The sequence below is a fragment of the Spirulina subsalsa PCC 9445 genome (assembly GCF_000314005.1).
In the GTDB taxonomy this organism is placed as follows: Bacteria; Cyanobacteriota; Cyanobacteriia; order Cyanobacteriales; family Spirulinaceae; genus Spirulina_A; species Spirulina_A subsalsa.
This window is the reverse complement of sequence record NZ_JH980292.1, coordinates 1,264,182-1,283,669: the sequence shown is the minus strand read 5'-3', so window position 1 is coordinate 1,283,669 and position 19,488 is coordinate 1,264,182. Positions and strand designations below refer to the sequence as shown.

Annotated in this window: 16 protein-coding genes and 2 CRISPR repeat arrays (1 of these 18 cut by a window edge); of the genes, 4 read left to right on the top strand and 12 right to left on the bottom strand. The window is 45.1% G+C overall.

Features of this window, described 5'->3' with window-relative positions; translation table 11 throughout:
• Window positions 1-16 precede the first annotated feature (16 nt).
• The 4 genes from crtB to SPI9445_RS0106065 all read left to right on the top strand — a co-directional run bounded on the left by crtB (window position 17) and on the right by SPI9445_RS0106065 (window position 3,291).
• Window positions 17-940, top strand: coding sequence for a cyanoexosortase B (gene crtB / locus SPI9445_RS0106080; protein ID WP_017303846.1), 924 nt, complete (start codon window positions 17-19; stop codon window positions 938-940).
• The gene (locus SPI9445_RS0106075; RefSeq protein ID WP_017303845.1) at window positions 937-1,656 is read left to right on the top strand and encodes a cyanoexosortase B system-associated protein; all 720 of its coding nucleotides are present in this window, start codon (window positions 937-939) and stop codon (window positions 1,654-1,656) included. Before crtB ends, SPI9445_RS0106075 begins: the two co-directional genes overlap by 4 nt.
• A 17-nt stretch (window positions 1,657-1,673) precedes the next feature.
• A complete protein-coding gene (locus SPI9445_RS24535) occupies window positions 1,674-2,930 on the top strand; it encodes a polysaccharide biosynthesis/export family protein (RefSeq protein WP_017303844.1) in 1,257 nt (418 codons plus the stop codon).
• 166 nt (window positions 2,931-3,096) lie between these two features.
• On the top strand, window positions 3,097-3,291 hold the full coding sequence (locus SPI9445_RS0106065) for a hypothetical protein (RefSeq protein ID WP_017303843.1): 195 nt from the start codon (window positions 3,097-3,099) through the stop codon (window positions 3,289-3,291).
• 168 nt (window positions 3,292-3,459) lie between these two features.
• On the opposite strand, the gene SPI9445_RS0106060 is transcribed toward SPI9445_RS0106065, so the two are convergent.
• From SPI9445_RS0106060 to SPI9445_RS0106005, 12 genes are all read right to left on the bottom strand, one after another.
• Entirely contained in the window at window positions 3,460-4,287 is an 828-nt protein-coding gene (locus SPI9445_RS0106060) for a DUF3037 domain-containing protein (protein ID WP_017303842.1), read from the bottom strand.
• A gap of 62 nt (window positions 4,288-4,349) precedes the next feature.
• On the bottom strand, window positions 4,350-6,272 hold the full coding sequence (locus tag SPI9445_RS0106055; RefSeq protein ID WP_017303841.1) for an RAMP superfamily CRISPR-associated protein: 1,923 nt from the start codon (window positions 6,270-6,272) through the stop codon (window positions 4,350-4,352).
• Window positions 6,273-6,370: 98 nt separating this feature from the next.
• Window positions 6,371-6,766, bottom strand: a complete 396-nt coding sequence (locus SPI9445_RS0106050) for a hypothetical protein (protein WP_017303840.1) — start codon at window positions 6,764-6,766, stop codon at window positions 6,371-6,373.
• Between the two features lie 17 nt (window positions 6,767-6,783).
• Complete coding sequence (cmr4, locus tag SPI9445_RS0106045) at window positions 6,784-7,593, bottom strand: type III-B CRISPR module RAMP protein Cmr4 (RefSeq protein ID WP_017303839.1); 810 nt, start codon at window positions 7,591-7,593, stop codon at window positions 6,784-6,786.
• 102 nt (window positions 7,594-7,695) lie between these two features.
• A complete protein-coding gene (locus SPI9445_RS0106040; RefSeq protein WP_017303838.1) occupies window positions 7,696-9,384 on the bottom strand; it encodes an RAMP superfamily CRISPR-associated protein in 1,689 nt (562 codons plus the stop codon).
• On the bottom strand, window positions 9,384-9,959 hold the full coding sequence (locus tag SPI9445_RS0106035) for a hypothetical protein (RefSeq protein WP_026079566.1): 576 nt from the start codon (window positions 9,957-9,959) through the stop codon (window positions 9,384-9,386). The genes SPI9445_RS0106040 and SPI9445_RS0106035 overlap by 1 nt, the downstream gene beginning before the upstream one ends.
• A 2-nt stretch (window positions 9,960-9,961) precedes the next feature.
• A complete protein-coding gene (locus SPI9445_RS0106030; protein WP_017303836.1) occupies window positions 9,962-10,855 on the bottom strand; it encodes an RAMP superfamily CRISPR-associated protein in 894 nt (297 codons plus the stop codon).
• 52 nt (window positions 10,856-10,907) lie between these two features.
• Window positions 10,908-11,996 (bottom strand): type III-B CRISPR module-associated Cmr3 family protein, encoded by a 1,089-nt coding sequence (locus SPI9445_RS0106025; protein WP_017303835.1) that lies wholly within the window; start codon window positions 11,994-11,996, stop codon window positions 10,908-10,910.
• Between the two features lie 146 nt (window positions 11,997-12,142).
• The gene (locus SPI9445_RS0106020) at window positions 12,143-12,631 is read right to left on the bottom strand and encodes a PIN domain-containing protein (protein WP_017303834.1); all 489 of its coding nucleotides are present in this window, start codon (window positions 12,629-12,631) and stop codon (window positions 12,143-12,145) included.
• 1 nt (window position 12,632) lies between these two features.
• On the bottom strand, window positions 12,633-12,881 hold the full coding sequence (locus SPI9445_RS0106015) for a UPF0175 family protein (protein ID WP_017303833.1): 249 nt from the start codon (window positions 12,879-12,881) through the stop codon (window positions 12,633-12,635).
• A gap of 94 nt (window positions 12,882-12,975) precedes the next feature.
• Window positions 12,976-15,990 carry a type III-B CRISPR-associated protein Cas10/Cmr2 gene (gene cas10, locus SPI9445_RS0106010; RefSeq protein WP_017303832.1) on the bottom strand — a complete coding sequence of 1,005 codons (3,015 nt, stop codon included), beginning with the start codon at window positions 15,988-15,990 and terminating at the stop codon, window positions 12,976-12,978.
• Between the two features lie 428 nt (window positions 15,991-16,418).
• The gene (locus SPI9445_RS0106005; protein ID WP_017303831.1) at window positions 16,419-16,880 is read right to left on the bottom strand and encodes a hypothetical protein; all 462 of its coding nucleotides are present in this window, start codon (window positions 16,878-16,880) and stop codon (window positions 16,419-16,421) included.
• Between the two features lie 443 nt (window positions 16,881-17,323).
• Window positions 17,324-17,723: direct repeats of the CRISPR family, unit length 36 nt; unit sequence GTTTCCATTCAATTTAGTCCCCCATTAAAGAGGAAC.
• A 281-nt stretch (window positions 17,724-18,004) separates the two neighbouring features.
• Window positions 18,005-19,488: a CRISPR direct-repeat array (repeat unit 36 nt; unit sequence GTTTCCATTCAATTTAGTCCCCCATTAAAGAGGAAC); it runs 482 nt beyond the window's last position.

The window sequence follows — 19,488 nt, the reverse complement described above, 5'->3', positions numbered from 1 at the left end:
CTACCCATGAAAGACTATGGTACAACGTTTAAAAAACCCAGCTTTTCTGCTAGAGCGCCGTTGGCTCTATGCCATGATGGGGGGATTGTTTATCCTCCTCTATGCTCCCTTAATGGTTCACTGGGTCGATGGTTGGCTCAATAAAACCATTAGCATTGAACATGAATATTTTAGTCATGGCTTGATCGGTTTTCCCTTTGCCGCCTATATTGTCTGGCTGCAACGGAAAAAATGGCGCAGATTAGGCGATCGCACCCATCCCGTCGGTGGGATTCTCTTAGCCCTTGGGGCGCTGTGCTACTTTAGCGGCACCGGGGAACTGGTGAACCTTTCCCTGCCCATTCTCCTCACCGGCCTTTGTTTGTGGCTCAAAGGGGTGCCGGGGCTTAAATTACAAGGCTTTCCCCTGATTTTAGTCTGGTTAGCCACCCCTAACGCCATGCCCTATTTAATCTCGCCCTTTTCCATTATCCTCCAGACCTTTATTGCCAATGTGGCCGGGTTTATCCTCATCCATGCTGGGATGGATGTTCAAGTCGAAAGTATTTATCTCACCGTAGGGGGGCGTTTGGTGGAAGTTGCGCCCCACTGTTCCGGGTTAAAAATGCTCTTCACCAGCTTGTATGTGGGGCTAATGTTATTGTATTGGACCGATAACTTGCGATCGCGCCCCAAAACCATCGCCCTCCTCCTCGGAGCCGCTTTCATTAGTGTCACAGCCAACATTCTACGCAATACCCTCCTAACCTACTTTCATGGCAGCCATCAAGATCAACTCTTCGCTTGGCTACACGAAGGATGGGGCGGGGATCTTTATTCCGCCGGGATGTTAGGATTAGTCCTCGTCTGGATGAACATTCTCGACCGTTTACACCTCACCCCCACCCCCACCTTAGCCCCAGAACCCCCACAAAACCCGACGGGAGACTCTGAACCATGAAAATCAGCGATACCAATCCCCAACCCATCCCATCCCCAACAACAGCCTCCCGCGTCTCCCGTCCCCATCTGGTGATGGTGATTCTCTTAGCCATCGTGTTACTGGTGGGGGCAGTCCCCCAATATATTCAAGGGGCTTGGTCTTGGCGTGAACCCCCCGCCATTCCCGCCCTGTCGGAAATGCTCGCCCTGACCCGCAACGGCTTAGAATTGCCCGGTTGGACAACCCAAGAACAAACCGAAGTCAGATTAGGCGGACAAGGCTGGTCCGGTCAATCTATCATCGGTGACGATCATGATCGACCCATTACCCTGTTGTTATTGCCCCAGAAAACCATCCGAGATCAGCCCGATGTGGAATGGGTGGATGTGTCTGGACAAATGCGCTGGAAAATGGGGACTATGACCACCCTCACGGTAGACGTACAACACGACGGACAAACCATTCCCGTATCCGCCCGCTTTTTCCAAGCCTTCACCGAACATCAAACCTTTGCCGTAGTTCAATGGTACGCCCTAGACCGAGAAGGAACCCCCACCCCCGGGCGCTGGTTTTGGTTAGACCAATGGGCTCAACTCCGCGGCCAGCGCGTGCCTTGGGTAGCCGTGAGTCTCTTAATTCCCGTCAGTCCTCTGCGGGACTTAGAAGATAGCGAAGGTTTAGCCACCACCTTGATTGAAACCGTACAATCCACCATTATGAGTGATGTGTTTTGAGTCTCTTGGAGATTAAAATGCCTGATTCTGCCTTGAATATTAGACTATCAAGGGTGTGGGTCACGGCCTTGGCTGGGTCATCTCTAGGCATCATCCTAGGAAGCGTCTCCCCGGCCATCGCCCAAGATCAAACCATCGACCCTAACCTACGGGGCCCCATTCCCATCTTCCACAGCCCCGCTGGGACGATGGGGTTTCCCGTGATCCCACCCCCCATTCCCACAGAATCTGATGCCCCTCCCCCCACCTTCCCAGAGGGGGAGCGCATTCCTCCCGGTTACACGCCCCCAGTGCGCGATGAAAGCCCCTTAAACCAGTTCAACCGCTACCGTTTAGCGGTTGGGGATGGGATTGCCGTTTCTGTGCCGAATTTTCCCGAATTTCAGGCCGCAGGCAGTATTAACCTAGAAGGCAATTTTTCTATCCCCATTCTCGGCCCCATTTCCTTGGTCGGTTTAACCATTGAAGAAGCCCAAGCCAAAATTAGCTATGAACTGGGGGAACGCTTTTTGCAAAGACCTCCTGAAGTTTTAGTCCTCTTGAATGCCCCTCGCGCCCCCGATGTAACCGTTGTGGGGGAGGTGTTTGAACCGGGATTTTATCAACTCCCTCCGGGTTCAGATCCGATTGATGCCGTGCAATATGCCCAAGGCAGCACCCAAGATGCGGATTTACGCTCAGTTATAGTGCGGCGGACTTTAGTCGATGGCACGATAATTGAACAAAGTGTGAACTTGTTCGATCCTCTCAGCCAAGGGATTAAAATCCCAACCCTGATTTTACAACATGGGGATTCGGTGATTGTCAACCGGATTCCGGTAGGGGAAGAACAGTTTTATGATCAGAATTTAGTCGCTCGGTCTAATGTGTCTCAAGTGGCAATTGCCGTCCGGATTGTGAGTCATCCCAATATGGTTGCTACAACGGTGAATTTACCCAACGGTAGCACCTTTTTGGATGCGGTCACTCAGATGGGATCGTTTAATCAAAGTCAATTGAACCGCATTGCCTTAATTCGTTTTGACCCCGAATTGGGGCGGCCAGTGGTGCAGTATTTAAGTGGACGGGCGGCACTACAGGGGGATCTCTCAGAAAATCCTCCCTTACGCCATAACGATATTTTGGTGGTGAACCGTAACTTAATCGGTCGGATTAGCTATGCTTTGAATACCTTTACTCAACCCTTCCGGGATATTTTGGGCTTTTTGCTGTTCTTTAATCAGTTAGTGAATAGCGCCAGTGATTTATTCCAACCCGGTGGAGGTGGACAGTAGCCGTTTTAAAAGTCTAGGAGGGGGTGATCTTTGTCACGGTGTCGCTGTGGTTTCGCTCACCTTGGACGTTGACGAAGTACACGGGGGCATAGGGAAGGCGAACACATTCTTTTCCGTAAAAACTTGGGATGATAAAGATGTCGAGAGTTAAGCCCCCTAAAAAACCATGTTAAACCTTCAACTTCTCCCCGGTGCCATTTCTGAAATCCTCGCCTCCGTTGCTGAAACCGGCCGTCTGACCCAAGGCGATCGCTACGGTTTATTAGCCGCCACCTTAGACGAATCCCTCAACGAAGAAGAACGCCGCGCCGTTAACCGCCTTCTCCGTTCCGTCCAACGCGGTCGAGTTCAGTGGGCCTAAAAATTTTCTCCCCCAACTGAAGTTCATCGCTTAACTCACGACAACAACATCCTCACACCCGCTTAGACCCCTAAGCGGTTTTTTTTCCCCAAGATCACCCACAACAGTTTACAGCCCGTCCCGTAGGTTCGGCACAGGAAGCACAACCCAACAAAACAGTATTTCAGATCACACCTCGATCTCTCCCAGATGACGACTCACCCAACCCTCAACTTTTTCTGCGGTTAAAACCTCTGCCCCTAAATCTGAAAAAAGTCCTGTAGTTTTTTCATAAACTTGATTCAGTTGCTGATATTTAGGGTTATTCATCTGAGGAGGAACAGTCACAATAGCTAAGGGAAAATCAGGTTTATTCTGCTTAACATCAGAAATTTTTAAAATCATAGAGTCTTGTTCAGTTGAGCGAATTTTCACATCAAAAGAAACCCCTTGAGCCGCAAAATAAGGCTTACCATTTGCCACAACTACATCAAACTGATGGGATTTCAAGCAACCAGATAACCGATAATCTGTTCTGAACAATTGTTTTGCTTTCTCGTTAAAATGAGACTCCAAAACCTTCTTAATCCGTTGTTTTGTCACCTGAACAGCAAAAGCGCGGTCATGTTTCCTGATCTGGGGAACACAAGACTCCACCAAATAGGTTTTAGCCAAGTCATCAATCAGAAACTCAACGGTTTCTAAAGAACCCCTAGGTTCTGTAAATTGAACCGAATTAAACCAACCCTGTGCAACCTTTAATAAACGATCTTGACGAGAAACTTGATTAGGAAAATCTCCCGGAAACAATAATCCTTGAGCGGCTACCTTTTCCCTCCGACTGGCAAAATCCTGTAAAAAATGGGGATCTTCCCTACCAAAATGACGCACTCGTTCCCAATTGTTCAGGAATCGAACACGCACTAAATCCTCATCAAACGCCAACACCCCAACATTAATCCGCTCATCAGCGATGGGATTAGGAACATATTGGATAATGCTATATCGACTTACCATGACTTTTGTCTTTGGGATGGGATTCTGCCAATGGCTCAATCTAGGTTTTGAACACCAACACACTAGGGAAGAGGAAACACTTTAACATAATTTTGAGCCGAGGTTTGTTTCTTTAACTCCTCCAAATACTGTCTACGTGGGTTTTGATTCGCACCAAACACCGTCACCACTTGATAATCCCCTAAATCTGCAATCCACACCGGAGACGGTTTCACCCCCTTTGTAACTTGCCCGCATAAGTTCCCATCATAATCCTGCCGAGAACCTTTTTGAATTTTAAACTGGGGACTGTGTAGAATACTCAACGCATAGGGTTTATTATTCTGCCCTCTGCCCTTACAGATGACAATTTCACAGTTAGCATCGACGGCATCTGTCCAATTCTGTTGACTTACCGGGAAGTCATTTCTACGACGATTGTAATTGAACTGTTGAGATACCAATGCCCCCAAACTGGTATAAAATTCTTTCAATCGTTGTTGAAATTGGGTTTTAAAGACAGAAATTTCTTCAGGAGCAACCCACAATTTATTATCTTCCTCCTCAATAAAGAAGGTTGAACCGCGAAACCAAGGAGCATTTTCCCGAGTTTGACGAGAATAACAAGGTCGTCTTGCCCCTTGACCAATTCCCCCTAAATTAAACATTAACCACGTGAGATTAGTAAACAAAGTTTTTAGGTTTTGTGCTTTATTAGTTGGAGCAGCAGGCGAAAAAGATAACACTAATGTTCCCTGTTGTTCTCCACAAGGATCATTTTTTCCCTTATAATTAGGTCGCGGTTCTTTTTTGGCAATTCGACCATCTAAAATATTGACCTGTAAATAGCCATACCCTTTGGGATCAATGCCACCAAATAATTCAGCTTCTAAAGTTTGCACTCGACCGGGTTCTAATACCCCCAAAGCAAAGGCACGAAACCAATAACGTAGCATGGATTTAAAGGCCGTAGGACGCACTTCTGCTTCAGCTTGTCCCCGCATTTGCCACTCCTGACGACGGTCATTAAATTGCCATTGGGTAAAGCGTTGATGACCGTGAATTAATTGCCCTTCTAAGGCAAATTCAACCCGCAAAAATTCTTGTTTTTGTTTCGGTTGTCCTGCTCCCGCTTTGAGTAACAATCCATAACCTGTATTGACTTGAGAACCTATACCCGCTTGTAGTCCCTTAATCAGCCAATTTTTAACCTTTTCTAATACTTTAGGATCATCGCTCAGACTTCCCAACTTTAAGCCAATCACAAAGGTTGTTTCTTGTAAGGATAAAAAGGGGTTGGGATTAGGATTATAACCCAGTGAATTATTTTCCCATTTCCAAATATTATTAGCCATATCCATAGCTAAACCTCCCCCTTTACTAGGTAAAGGGTAAGCATCTAGAAACACTACTTTTCCGGCTTTATTTTGCTTATCTTCTGCCTCCAGAGAACCGAAATATTTAGCAATTTCAGGATGTTTTTCGGCATCTCCCCATTCTAATTTTTTCTCAGCCATTAACTCCCGAATCGCCTGATTTCTTGCTGCTCCTCTCAGGGTACTGGAGGGAATATAAGGCATTCCCAAAGCATCAAAAGCGGGGAGTAAAATACTTTCGGGGCCGCGATGACCTCCCACTCGAATCCGCCAAGCACATTTCACTTGAAAGGTATTATTTTTTCCAGCAATCAGTTCAGTTCGTTTAACTAAAGTGGTGAGACGTTGGCGATAGTCTGCCTTTTCTGTCGCCATCTGTAAAATTTGGACTTTTGTTCCGTCTTTATAGTTATCTCGATCGGGTTCACGCATCCAGCGCAAGTATTCGACAAAACTGGCGGTTTCGTGGGGACTGGGTTCATTGTTTGGGTCGAGCCAAGGTGAGGGAGGAGGGGGATTATTTGAGTTGTTACTCCCCTTATTTCCCCCGGTTGTTATGACTTTTTTAGAGGGAGTTTCAGGTGCTTTTTTGATAGGTTTAGAAGGCTTGTTAGGACGGTTAAAAACCATTAGTTTTTCTCCTGATTAAAGGATTAAAAAATTGATCAGCAGGTAATAGTTAGGGGGTTACTTTGCTAACTGTTTTGCTATTGGATAACGACACAAAATTATGCGTCTCCTGTGATATCGTAATAAATGGCGTTAGCCCAGAAACTAAACTCGTTGGCTAGTTCTAAGCCTAATCCTGTGAGTCCGAGGTAATCATCTGAACTAAGGTCTTTAATGGTTTTTAAACCTTGATCTCCAGCCAAAGGTTGTACACCAGATAAAACTTGCAAACATTCAAAAAACTTTTTGACAACTTGTTTCTTGCCTTCTTGACTTAAAGCTCTTTCTTCAGCTTTCAGTCGCATCATTCCCCAAGTTGATAAATAGGTGTAAAGTTCAACGGCTTGGTTTTTCTGTTCTTTCAAACGGCTATCGTCTTGATTGGGTTGCGATCGCAAATTCTGCAAAGCTTCACAAACGGGTTTGCTGATCGTGCGTGGATCAAAGGTGTTCATCGTGTCTTCTCCCTCTTTTAATTATTGAGCCATTGTTGAACAAAACCGCGTCCGAGGCTTTCCTGTCCTCCGATTTGGATGATGTCGCTACGCTGAAGCAGTTGTTTAAAATCCTGTTCTGCATTCGCACTGGAACCATTACTTTGAGCCGTTGTTCCCCAAGGGAAGTACATTAAAGTATCGGGAGGAATCGCTTCCTCATAGCGGAAACTACCATCTTTCACTGTTTTACTGTCATCTAGTTTGATTTTCACCTGTCGCCAAAGTCCCATTTGAATTAAAGTAGCACAGTGACGATCCGGTAAGACAATCACCCGCTCAATTCCTTTGGCTTCTGAACTTTGAGGAACGAATTCTTTCCAGTTGGGAAAATCTACTAAATTTTGGGCTTTCAATAAGGCATCTTTTAAGTAAACATTGGTGTTGTTTTGCTTAAAGTTACAGCTATATTCCGCCGGAATTTTAGCCCTGGGGTTGTGCCATTTTGCCCAACGACTGAGCAATAAGGGGGAACTAATCCACACCACCCCATGACTGAGGGAAGCAATGGGCAACCAGAGAATTGAACCATCTCCGATCCAAATTTTCCCTTGAGTTAAATTTTCACTACCATCTGATGTTTTTCCGTCGTTTAACTCATTGCCAAACAGAAAATATCGCTTGGTTTGATCTGATTCACTGGAGCGAATTTTCCCCCGGATGGTACTGGATGGAATATAGGGAAAATTGGTGTGAGACTCGCGAGCAATGCCTAATAAATTGCCCTCTTGGGTTGTTCCTCCGGTATGTAAGGGAGAGAGTAAATAGAGATAAACTAATGCACTCATTTGTTTTAATCCTCAGTGAAAATGAATAATAAGTTTAAGCGCCTAGAGTTTTTGTTGTATAGTTCAGTCAAGAGAAAACGCCTCAATCTCATTTTAAGCCGATTAATGGGGACGAACTCCGAAAAGACGCACTGCACCTTGAATTCTGGCTAAATCTTGGAGAAATCGCGATCGCAAATGCCCAGTATTCGGTGTTTGTCCTCCCATAAACAGGCAAACCACCTCTTTACAGTCCGTATCTGCTTGTGGATTGCGAATCGTAACCCGCTTAATACTCACCCAGGAACAGTGAGAATTGCCCCCTCCTGCCGCATCACCCCCGACATCTGACTTGCGCTTGTAGGTGGGCTGGTAAATCAAGTTAACCCCCTCACCACGAGTCTCCTGGGGAGTTGTAAATTCCCAGTCCATCTCAGCCTGATTTAAAGGATCTTCCACAGGTTCAGGCACCAAATAAACCGCGCAACTCCAAGGAGAAAAAACCTCAGCCTCTGGATTTTGATTTGGTCTAAATCGTTCAGCCCATTTTTGCTGCACTGCCTCAGACCATTTTTGATAAACACTGACCCACTGTTCAGGTTTCAAAGCCATTCCAAACCCTTTAGTTTCACCCCTAACCTTATGAGTTAGCACAACATGACTCCCCCTAGCTGCTTCATAACCTCTATCGGTTCTAAAAATATGCAAAGGTCTACGCCATCCCCGTCCAACACCTCCCACCATTGCCGCAAACTTCAGCACAGGCCAAATAATAGTATTGAGAACCTCTTGAGGGGCAGTCACTTTAAGTTGTCCTTTCCAAGTGTAAAAATAAGGAACTTTTGTCGATTTTTCCCCCCAAGTTCTGCCCTTGACTAACTCTATCCGCACACAGCCCTTTTGTCCCTCTGGTTCGAGAACTCCGAATAACTCCCCTAGGGTTTTCTTCGCATTTTCTGGTGACATCACCCCCAACAAAAACCGCAGCATCCAAGACCGCATCCACCCCCGCCAATGAGAAGGGCGTAAAACAGGATCTTGAGAATCAACCCCATAACACCCTTGACTATACAATTTAAACGTCAATACCTTAGTTTTACAGTTTGGATCCGGTTCTGCTTTAGGTGCATTGGGATCTCTCGATTTTATCGCACCATATCCCGAAGCGGTGCGACTTCCTACCCCATACAAAGTCAAAGCTTGTTGCACCCATCCCCACACCTCATCGACCTCTTCAGGAGTGGCTTTTTTACTGGGAATTCCACGAATGGCAACTGTAACAGGAATTGGATCTTCTCCATCTCCAAGGGTATATAAAGATAAGGGAGTAGATTGATCTTGGTGGAAAACTTGGAAGGTTTCTTGGGGGTTAACAATATCTAAAGTTAAGGGTTCAGGTTCTTTAGGCCAAGCATCTAAAAATTCAATTTTACCTGAATAAATTTTGTCATCGGTTTGATACCCCAATAACTCCAGCATTCTGGGCTTAATTTCAGGGCGTTTTTTTGCCCACTCCCGCACAATTCCCCGGATACAAGACCCCGGAATATACCCATTCAAAGGTAACTGATATAATTGTTGACAATTTTCTGCAACATTGCGTTTATCTTCGGGTCGCCATTCTTTATCTTGCCCCGTTTTCCAACTGCCACAAGGTTCACCTGCCGAAACAATTGTTTCAACATCAGGATGGGGAAATGAGCCAACTTTTGCCCGCCATTTAACCGTGAATGTCCCTGACTTAAATAAACCGGGGTGGCGGGTTTGATGTTGTTGTTTAAGCAGGTCTACTAATCTCGTCCCACTATACATTATTTAGTCTCCTTTTCTGCATAAGCTCTTGCCCAAAAGTTCCAATGTTTGGATAAGGTTAGGACTTTACGCCATTGGGCTATATATTCAGGAGCGTTGTTCTGTGCCAGTTGGGTTACTTGCCGCATTAATTCCGCTCGGTTCGGGTTTGTTTGTGTCATAAATTGACCTAAAAGAGACTCCCAAACCGGAACAGTACGCTCCCGAACCTCTCCCCTTTGTTCATTGGATTGATTGACATAACCCACCGCAGAAAGTAAGCCAAACACTCGCAAATGTTGGGATAATCGCAAAACGGCCGTTACATCATTTTTCGTCAATTTACTTTGATTATGCGTTTTCAAATAGGCCTGAATATGACTATGAGCGAGTAAACTGGTTTGTTCCGGTTGAACTTTCATAGTCGGTTTACTCTTCAATGCCGCAGGAGGATTCGTCGGGGCTTGGACTGTTGATAATTCAGTAGAATTAGAGACTGAAGGAACAGGTGCAGAATTTTGTCCAGACTTAGGCTGAGATTGTGGTTTATTCCCGGCATCTTTAGCAGATTTTTTGTTTTTATTCCCCTTCGCCATAATTAACCTCCGACAGTAGCTGTTGCTTGAGTATTTGCCACAGGAGAAGCGGCATTAGTAACCCAACTATGCGCCCATCCTCGCCCTACATTAGCTTGTCCTCCCACTTGAATTAATCCGGTGAGAACATCCATTAAAAGATCGTGATGTTTTGTTTCTAAGGTTGTATCTTTCAGCAAACGATAGCCCCACGGATAATAGAGAATTGTGTCTCTTGGGATGCAAATATCTGTCCAAAAAACCTCCGCAGAACCTGCCGTTCCTGCCCCGGTATCATCTTCTTGAATTTTGTTGCGGATCTGAGTCCAGAGGGAATGTTCCATTAATACTTGAAAATCGTTGTCGGGCAAAATTAAGCGATTATTATTCCAAGTCGGTTGAACCGCACTACTCAAGGCAGGTGGCCAATTTCCCGCTAAATTAATGGCTTGTTTCTGCTCGTCATTCATTGCTGCAACTTGAATTTGAGCGTCTGCTACTTCATAGCGTCCGGTTTTTGTTCCCACAGGTTCCGAGGGAAAAAGAACCGGGGAATTGCCCGCTAAAAGGGCATGGTCACGGATAAGAGTATGACAACTAACCCACGTAAAAACATCCCCAGCTTGACTGGACATAGTGCGCATGGGAACCCACAGTAAACGGGCATCTCCAAACCACACCTGATGAACCCCCATTTGTCCATCATCATCTAATTCTTTACCAAAGAGAATATTAGCGACCCTTTCATCCAATTGTTGGACTTCGTTCCGCAATCCTCCCCGTAAGGAAGAACCCGGCACATAAGGGAAATCGGTATGAACTTCACGGGCAATTTCTAAAATATTGCCTAAATCCCCCTCTCCTCCACAGTGAATAGGAGCAAGACTGTATAAGTAGCCAACACGAAAATCAGTCATTTGTGTTTATCCTCTGTAAAAAATTAATAACAAATCTCACGGCATGAATGGCTTAATTGTTTTTCTTATAAGCCATCCAAAGCAATTCGGAATAGCCCAGATTCTGCCAACGTTGGGCGTTAGGGTTGTCTTGAAACAAACTCTGGGGGCGTTCGAGGTAGTAACAACTCCCCGGAGGGGCGGCGAAGACTTGGGGGGCGGGAATGCTTTTCTGGTCTTTGTCGCGAATTCGGCCACTGATGGGAACCGCCCGATCTGTGGCTACACTCACTAGGGGGCCTCCGTTGGGTGTGCCGTTTTCTTTGAGTTCCCACTCCCACGGCCAAGGCCGACAGCGCGCTTGTAGCTTGCTTTGGCGGAACTTTTTGGGGTGTTCAAAAACGCCGGGGGTGATGAGATAGGCGATCGCCCTTTTCCCCCAATCAAAATTCCGCTTAGAAATCTTTTGAATCTCCTCCCACTGTTTCCCCAACCCATCACAAGCTTCTACCAACACCCGATGACCTTCTCCCCCCAGTTGTAATGTTGTGGGAGTGTGGGGAATTTTCTGCTCTAAAGCAATGGCTAAACTCCATCCGGGCTGAAGACGCACAGCATTTTCCACAAAGTAACCGTCGGCATCTTTCACTTGTCGGGTTCCAGGTGCGATCGCATTATGGGAACGTGACTCCACCTTCCAAGGTTTCTCCTCCCCATCCCTAAGCTGCCAATCCTCCTCCTTCAGTGGCTCATTGTTGAGGATTTTCAGCACAACCTGACTCGATAAATAAAGCCGCTCATCCGACTTTTTAGGGTTTGAGTCCTTCTTCTCGCGCTGTACCAAAGGAGCCGGGAGACTCTCATCCCACAGCATAAACTGAGTCGGATGTTCTGGATCAGTTTCCTTTAACCACGGCACCGGAATTAAACGCTCATCCTTAAAATAACTCAACGGCCGGGGAAAATATAACTCCTTCTCATAACACAAAAACGGCCCCCGCATCTTTAGATCCTTGCTGTCTAAAACCCCCCGTAAAGCCCCAGCAAGGGTGTGTCCGTGAGGAGGAAAGATCCCCCCCGCCCAAGCCCGTTCACCCGGCGTGAAGGGCTTGGCATCGCGGAATAAGAGAACATCAAGAGGGGTCAGAATATACCAGTACATTATTGTAAGTTCCTGTTCATTGAATCGCAACAATTGAGAAGGTTTTTCATTCAGAAAAAAATCCAAAAATTCATGATTTTAAGTCGGAATCCATTGCATACGCCCAGTCTTTTTTGTGGACATTTGACCAAAGATTGCCTAAATTGTTATTCATTGGATATCTCCAGCACTTGTTTATACAACGCTTCGCTAATCCGAAAATTTTGTTCAGAAATCAACTGATCCATAATGGGTTGTATTTGGCTGATTAAGCCTTGAGACTTTGCTTCAATCAGTACTCCTAACAAGCCAGTGATTTTATCAAATCCCAACTTTAGGGCTACTTTTCGACCTTTTCGTTCATCTAACAATAATAAATCAGCATTCAACTCTAATGCTAAGATAATTGCCTCAGCTTCTCCTCTATCTAGCTCATTTTCCAAATTCATCACGGGTTGTTTATCCAAAACCGATTTAGCTTTAATCCAAGACGAATTTTGTAATTCATTAGCACCAGGAACGGAATAGGGAAGATTGACCATTTCTTCATATACGGCTTGAGGAATGATAATTTCTTCATAGAGAATTTTGAGTAGATGAAGCATCTGAATTGCAGCTAAGTTTGTAATGGTAGAAGTATCACTGATTACCAACATCTCACTGAATTCGTCCCAGTTGTCGTAACGTTTTTAAATCTTGCTCAAATTCCTCCAGATCATAGTGAATACAAATATTTCGTTTAGCCAGTTCTGCCTGAAATTCTAATACATTCAATTCGGCTAATTTTCTGGCCTTACCAATACTTATTTTGTCTTGTTGAAACAGTAAAATCGCAATTTCTAGTTTAAGTTCTTTTTCCGATAAACCAGATGCGCTTAGAATATCGTCTGGAATTGTAACACTCATGAGTACATATTCTCCAAGTTGATCATAATTTGCCGCTTCAATTATCGTGACTTGTTGGGTTTCGCTGTCGCTTCACCCAACCGACAAAATGAGGTTATTCAATCTCACGATTTCTGACGACAAAAGCGGCTAACTTGAACCAGTTTTTCACCTCCTGTTCTAAATCTTTAGGGTCTGTAGCTAACCAAATTTCTCGCAAAAACTGCGCTAATTGTGCTGTGAAATTCTCCCGTTTGCGCTTATCCCCCTTAAACACTTCCCGACGAGAGACAAAAGCCTGCACCCACGGTTTAATCGCCGTCTCTTTCGGAATAGGATGTTGTTCCCACAACTGCGCCACACCCTCAAATAAAGCAGGTTCTAAACCAAGGTCTAATAAACCACGCCAAAGGTCAAAAGTCTTAAACTTACTCGTAGCCTTTAATATGTTCCCGTTGCCGTAAAGTACCCGCACCTGTACCGCGTCTTTTTTAATTTCTTTCCCCGACTGTTCATAAACATGATCTTTCGCCTCACTTTCCGCCTCCCAGAGGTTTTCTAAGGCAATAGCCAACGGCACACTATGATGAGCCATCACCACCCCAAAACTAATCGTCGCATCTTCTCCCATTGTGAATAAAGGACGATTGGGGAAGCCCTTTTTAGGCTCTGTCATCTGCCAATAATTGCCCTTTTCCTCAAACTCTCCTTTAGGGTCTTCACCTCCCTTAAAACACTGTCGCACATCCCACAGCCAATCATCCCACTCCCAGAGATTAGTATAGGCTAAAACATCATCCCCCCCGCCATAAATTAAGCGCCCCGCATAGCGTTGTTCTGTGAGATAGGGTAACAGTTGATTAGAAAAATCTAGTAATGCCCGACTCAGGGCGCTGTGGGTAGAAGGTCCCATGCGTTTGTCAAGTCCTTTGAATTCTTTAAACTCTTCTTTGACGGAATCCGGCACATCCAAAGCGGTGGGGAAATACTCCCCATAAGACCTCATTTTTTTACCCTTCAGCCATTCACTCATCCCGTCCCCATCTCCGGCTACAATAACATACCAGTTGGCGGGGTTATTGTTGGGGTAATTTTTATCAATTTCCTGTTGTAATTCAGCGCGATACCTTTGGAATTCACGGCGGTTGGATTGGATTTCCTCAGCAGAAAGTTTTTGCTCTTCATCTTTAGAAAGTGCTAACTCTTCTACCAGCCAACCTGCATTTAAAAAGCGGGGATGGTAAGCAATATTTTTGGGGTTTTCTTCGTCAATCCAAGGAATCCCCCAGTCTTGAGTAACCGCATCAGAAATTCTGCGATTATCTTTGAGGATTTTGTTGCTCAGTGCTTGACAAGTCCCGTGAAAATGGTCAATTTGTTCCGGTGTTGCCTGTTTGAGATACCCTGCCACTCCCGCCGTTAAGTCGGGGTAGGAAGCCCCAATTTTTTGGCCTTCTAGCTTTAACAGTTGGGGTAAAATATTCTGGAGGCATCGTTTAACGGTTTCGGTGGCGTTTAGTTCCTCAATTCCGTCAAATAATCCAGCATCTCTTTTCCACTGCTTAGGGGTTTCTCCTTCTGTTACCCAGTCCGTTAGTTGATTATTTTTATGTTGATTATTTTTATTCCGTTTTTTCTCTTGTTGGGGATAGACTACTGGGCCTAAACCGGAAATGGTGGAACGGGGTCCAAAGGCGGTGGGAATGTCCCAACTGCGGGCGTTTTTAATGGCCGCAAGACTAAAGCGAGTTTGGTCAAAAATGGCAGCCCACCAAGAGCCGATATTCGCACCACAGGGATTTCTCCCTTGTTCTGCTTTCCGCAGTTTGCCTGTAGCGCGCAGAAAGTTTAATTCTTCTTCTAAAAACAGTTTTTCTTTCTCTGAGAGTCCATAGGTGGCGTTTTGGATTTCGCACCACATCTTATCATTTTCTAACTTTTCTGCCTCAACTTTTGGGCTGTCTTCTTGATAAATTTCACTACTTTTGAGTTCTTCTCCTTCTCTACCAATGGGAACCGCCGACCAGTAGGTTTGCCATTGGGCTTTTAGCCATCCCTGCCAGGTGGGGTCAGTTTCTCGGAGTTCTCCAGTCCAGTGACGTTGTTCTAGGTGTTCAAAGACGAGATGGGAGACTTTTTGCCATTCTTCGACTAGGGTTTGTTGTGCCATCTGCATGGCATCGGCGACTTTTTCTTTCGGGAGAATTAATAACAAAACGTTGGGGAATCCGGCGGTTAATAGGCGACGTTCTGAGGGGGGATTTACCCAGTCTCCGAATTCTTCTCTAATCCAGTGGTCGATGAGGGGTTGTTGAAACAAACTGGGGTAAAGGAAGCAGTCGGGGCCGTATTTTTGGGCGAGTATCCAGCACACTCTAGCGGAGAGGTAATGGAGGAGCCAAGACCCAGCCCAAAAGTCGCGCATTTTTCGACTGGCTTTGATTAATTCTTGGACGGGGGAAAAGCTGAAAATGGTTAGGTAGGCATGGGGAAGGGGTGCGTTGGCGGGCCAATTCTTAGCTAGTATTTCGGAGGTGGCATCATAGCCGATGAATGACCCAGCTAAGGCGGAGGTTAAGGTGGCGTGACTCCAGATGGAAGCGTCTGGAAAACGGGTTTCTGCGGGCATTAAGAGCAGAGATTCATCATCGAAGAGTTTACAGGTTTCTTCGGGTAAACAGCGCCACAGCCACCAGAAAAGCCGTTTGGGGTCGTTTCTAATGTCGCTGGGGATCTTATTTCGTAATTCTTGTTCTTTGCTTTGGAGGTAGTTTTTGCGGTTGTTTGTGAGTTCTTGGTGGTGGGTGTCAGGGAGTCGGAGAAATTGCTTTTCGCCGGAAAGGAGATGGCTAATTTCAATGCCCTTTTCCTTATCATAATTTACTGAGGTGGTCAGGTTGGCAATGGCTCCCCGGTCACTGGCTGAGGTGATGAAATCGGCGTTTTTGAGGTGTTTAAAAATTTTGCCGGATTTTGCTTCAGGGTTCCAGTTATTTTCTTTCCAGTCTGCCATAGCTTCAAGGTCTAACCAGAAGCTATTGTCTCCCCGTCCGGTGTTGTTGTGCAAGCCTTTTAAGATGGGGTCGTGGAGAAGTCCCCAGATTTTTGCTTGCCAATAGACTTCAGACATAAATCAATACTCCTTAATAACAGAAACATGATGAAAGATAATGGGTTAACGAAATCGATTCACAAATTTTAGGAATATGCAAAAAGGGTTGATTTGTGGCTCTGTGTGCAGGGGGGTAGGGTGATAAAGGCGGCCTATGTCCTGAATGGTGGGTCAGGAGAATAGGTTTTATGGGTTGGGTTGCGCTGGTGCTTTACCCAACCTACACTTATCTACGCCTAGCTACACAGGGCGAATCGTTACTTAATCCGTTTTATTCTGTATTGATCTTTTGGTCATTTCTGCATGGTAGCAGGGGAAGGAAACGGTTTAGATTTTTGTCCATATTGTCTTTAGATTTAGCTGGAATGGGGACAGGATGGTTCATAAATATTTAAGGGAGTTTACATTTTTTTAGAAACGGCAATAATTTTTAGGGTGGATGGGGTTTATACTTTTTTGGGGGATAAATTCTTGGGGTTGGGTTGGGTGCGGGGAGCGGAATTGATGCGGATTTGGGTGAGTAGGTTTTGGGCAAATTGTTGGATATTTTGGCGGTTATTGCGTCGGAAAAAGAGGACGTAGGTAGTGCGGCCGGATACAATGAGTAACCATTCTTGTTTAATGAGGAAAAAGGCGATGATGAAAAGAATACCCAACAATAAGAACGATGTAATTAGGCCGAGCCATAATAACCACCAAATGCGTCCAGAAACGATTTCGACGCTATCTATTTTGCTGAGGACTGTATAGGATTTTGTACTTTCTAGGGCAAAAATACTTTCTTGTTGGCTATACAGGAGATGTCCTTGGAGTTCGAGGGTAATGGTTCCCCATCTGGGAACTATTAGGGATCCGACGCTTGTTCCGAGTGTCCCCTGAATTTTGGTGAGTGGTTGTTGAGTTCCCATGTTCTCAATTGGTATCGGCTGTTTTTCTACTATAGTCTAGGGAAGGGGGGAATGTCTCAAAAAAGACGGGATTTATGAATGTTTTTTGGAGGGGCTGGATAGCTTTTTTTATAGGGGTTTGGGTGGATTAAGAGGGACTGTTTTAAATAGTTTCTTTTTTGGGGTTTGGGAGGGGTCGCTCTGGTGTGGGTCATTTGTTCGCTGTTGGGTTGCGCTTAGAATGATGTTTTGGGGGTGGGGGGAGTTACGGTTTCAGGAAGGGGGGGGGGAGAGGGTGGTTCATCTGGTGATGATTCCGTATTGTTCATGAATACCAAAACTGAGGCGTTTGAGTGCTACAGCAATGGCTGAACCACTGCCATAGTTTTGACTACTGGTGGCCATTATGAAAACAAAAATTCAATAGGGAAAAGGGGGTGAAAATAATCACCCCCTTTTCCTTTGTTTCCATTCAATTTAGTCCCCCATTAAAGAGGAACATGGATTTTCAGAACATAGATTTTCAAAACCCTAAGTTTCCATTCAATTTAGTCCCCCATTAAAGAGGAACCAAGTTCCGTATAAAGTACGTAAAGAGTGCTATGAGGTGTTTCCATTCAATTTAGTCCCCCATTAAAGAGGAACTCTTTGGTGTTCGAGATCCAAGCGATAGTTTGGATTGTTTCCATTCAATTTAGTCCCCCATTAAAGAGGAACTTAATCCTAAAAGAGTGCTTTTTAGAGATAGAGATCAGGTTTCCATTCAATTTAGTCCCCCATTAAAGAGGAACTGCAACATTGGTCAGACTCCACAACTCCTGAACCAGTGTTTCCATTCAATTTAGTCCCCCATTAAAGAGGAACACCCTGTTTGGGGAATGGAAGAAGAATCCTGATCTACTTGATTTCTTCGCTGACGTCAGCCAAAAGAAAGGGCTGAAACAAAAACCTCTAAAGCTCCATGAAGTCCTAGAGCTCATCACTAACAGCTACGATGAAGAAAAAAACACCATCGATAGCAATATGTGGAAAAAGCTCGTGGGCTCCACTGCACCCGTTGAAGGCAGTGCCGCAACTGCTGAAGAAATGACGCAGATGACCTACACGGTCAAGGAGCACTATGCTCTCGTAGCGGTACCTACTGGGGTTTCCATTCAATTTAGTCCCCCATTAAAGAGGAACTTAACTATCTCTCAGGCATATGGAATCCAATGGATTCGTTTCCATTCAATTTAGTCCCCCATTAAAGAGGAACGAGAAATTCGCAGCCACATTATCAAAACTATGCGTGTTTCCATTCAATTTAGTCCCCCATTAAAGAGGAACTTTTCGCGATCGCCCCACAGGAGGGGACTGTCCACCGGGTGTTTCCATTCAATTTAGTCCCCCATTAAAGAGGAACTTCAGCCTTGACGGGCTACCTTTAGCTTATCCTATTTTTCGTTTCCATTCAATTTAGTCCCCCATTAAAGAGGAACCTTGCAGGGATGAGGGAGACAGTCCCCCGTGGGTGGGTTTCCATTCAATTTAGTCCCCCATTAAAGAGGAACCTGGGAGCGAGAGGAGGAAGTGGCAATCGCTAAAAAAGGTTTCCATTCAATTTAGTCCCCCATTAAAGAGGAACCTTGTTCAACACGAATACTGGATCGCAGACATCCTCACTGTTTCCATTCAATTTAGTCCCCCATTAAAGAGGAACGAAATCACGATTTCTGATTACACAATCACCGGAATAGAAGTTTCCATTCAATTTAGTCCCCCATTAAAGAGGAACACCGTTTCTTTCGAGGAAACGGTTTTGGACAAGGAAGAAATCGGTTTCCATTCAATTTAGTCCCCCATTAAAGAGGAACTCCTTCGGAGGTTTTTGATAGTTTTGGCCAGATTTTGGTTTCCATTCAATTTAGTCCCCCATTAAAGAGGAACGGATCTGAACAAACTCTTGCGTCAGGAGAATTTGCTGTTTCCATTCAATTTAGTCCCCCATTAAAGAGGAACAAACAGAAACGGAAACACTGCTTAACCCAGAGCAGATGGTTTCCATTCAATTTAGTCCCCCATTAAAGAGGAACTCCCGAAACGTGGTCAAGCGTGCGATATGTGGGAAGATGTTTCCATTCAATTTAGTCCCCCATTAAAGAGGAACTTTGAAGGAGGAAGGAGGTTCCACCTCTACTCACGAAGTTTCCATTCAATTTAGTCCCCCATTAAAGAGGAACCCAGTTTTTTTGTTATAGCAGCAACATCTTCTATGGGTTTCCATTCAATTTAGTCCCCCATTAAAGAGGAACAAAAAGACAACGGCCAAAAAGACACCGGCCAAAAAGACAGTTTCCATTCAATTTAGTCCCCCATTAAAGAGGAACCTCTTTTTGCGCCGCATCAATGCGGGCGATTAGATGGCTGTTTCCATTCAATTTAGTCCCCCATTAAAGAGGAACAAACAAGTTGGGCCTAGACAGTCATCAACGATTTGAAAGTTTCCATTCAATTTAGTCCCCCATTAAAGAGGAACGAGGTATGGGATTTGCTACAGCAGGCAATTCCAGTGATGTTTCCATTCAATTTAGTCCCCCATTAAAGAGGAACACTGGTGTTCCGTCTGGTTCTTGCAGTTCAAAATGTAGTT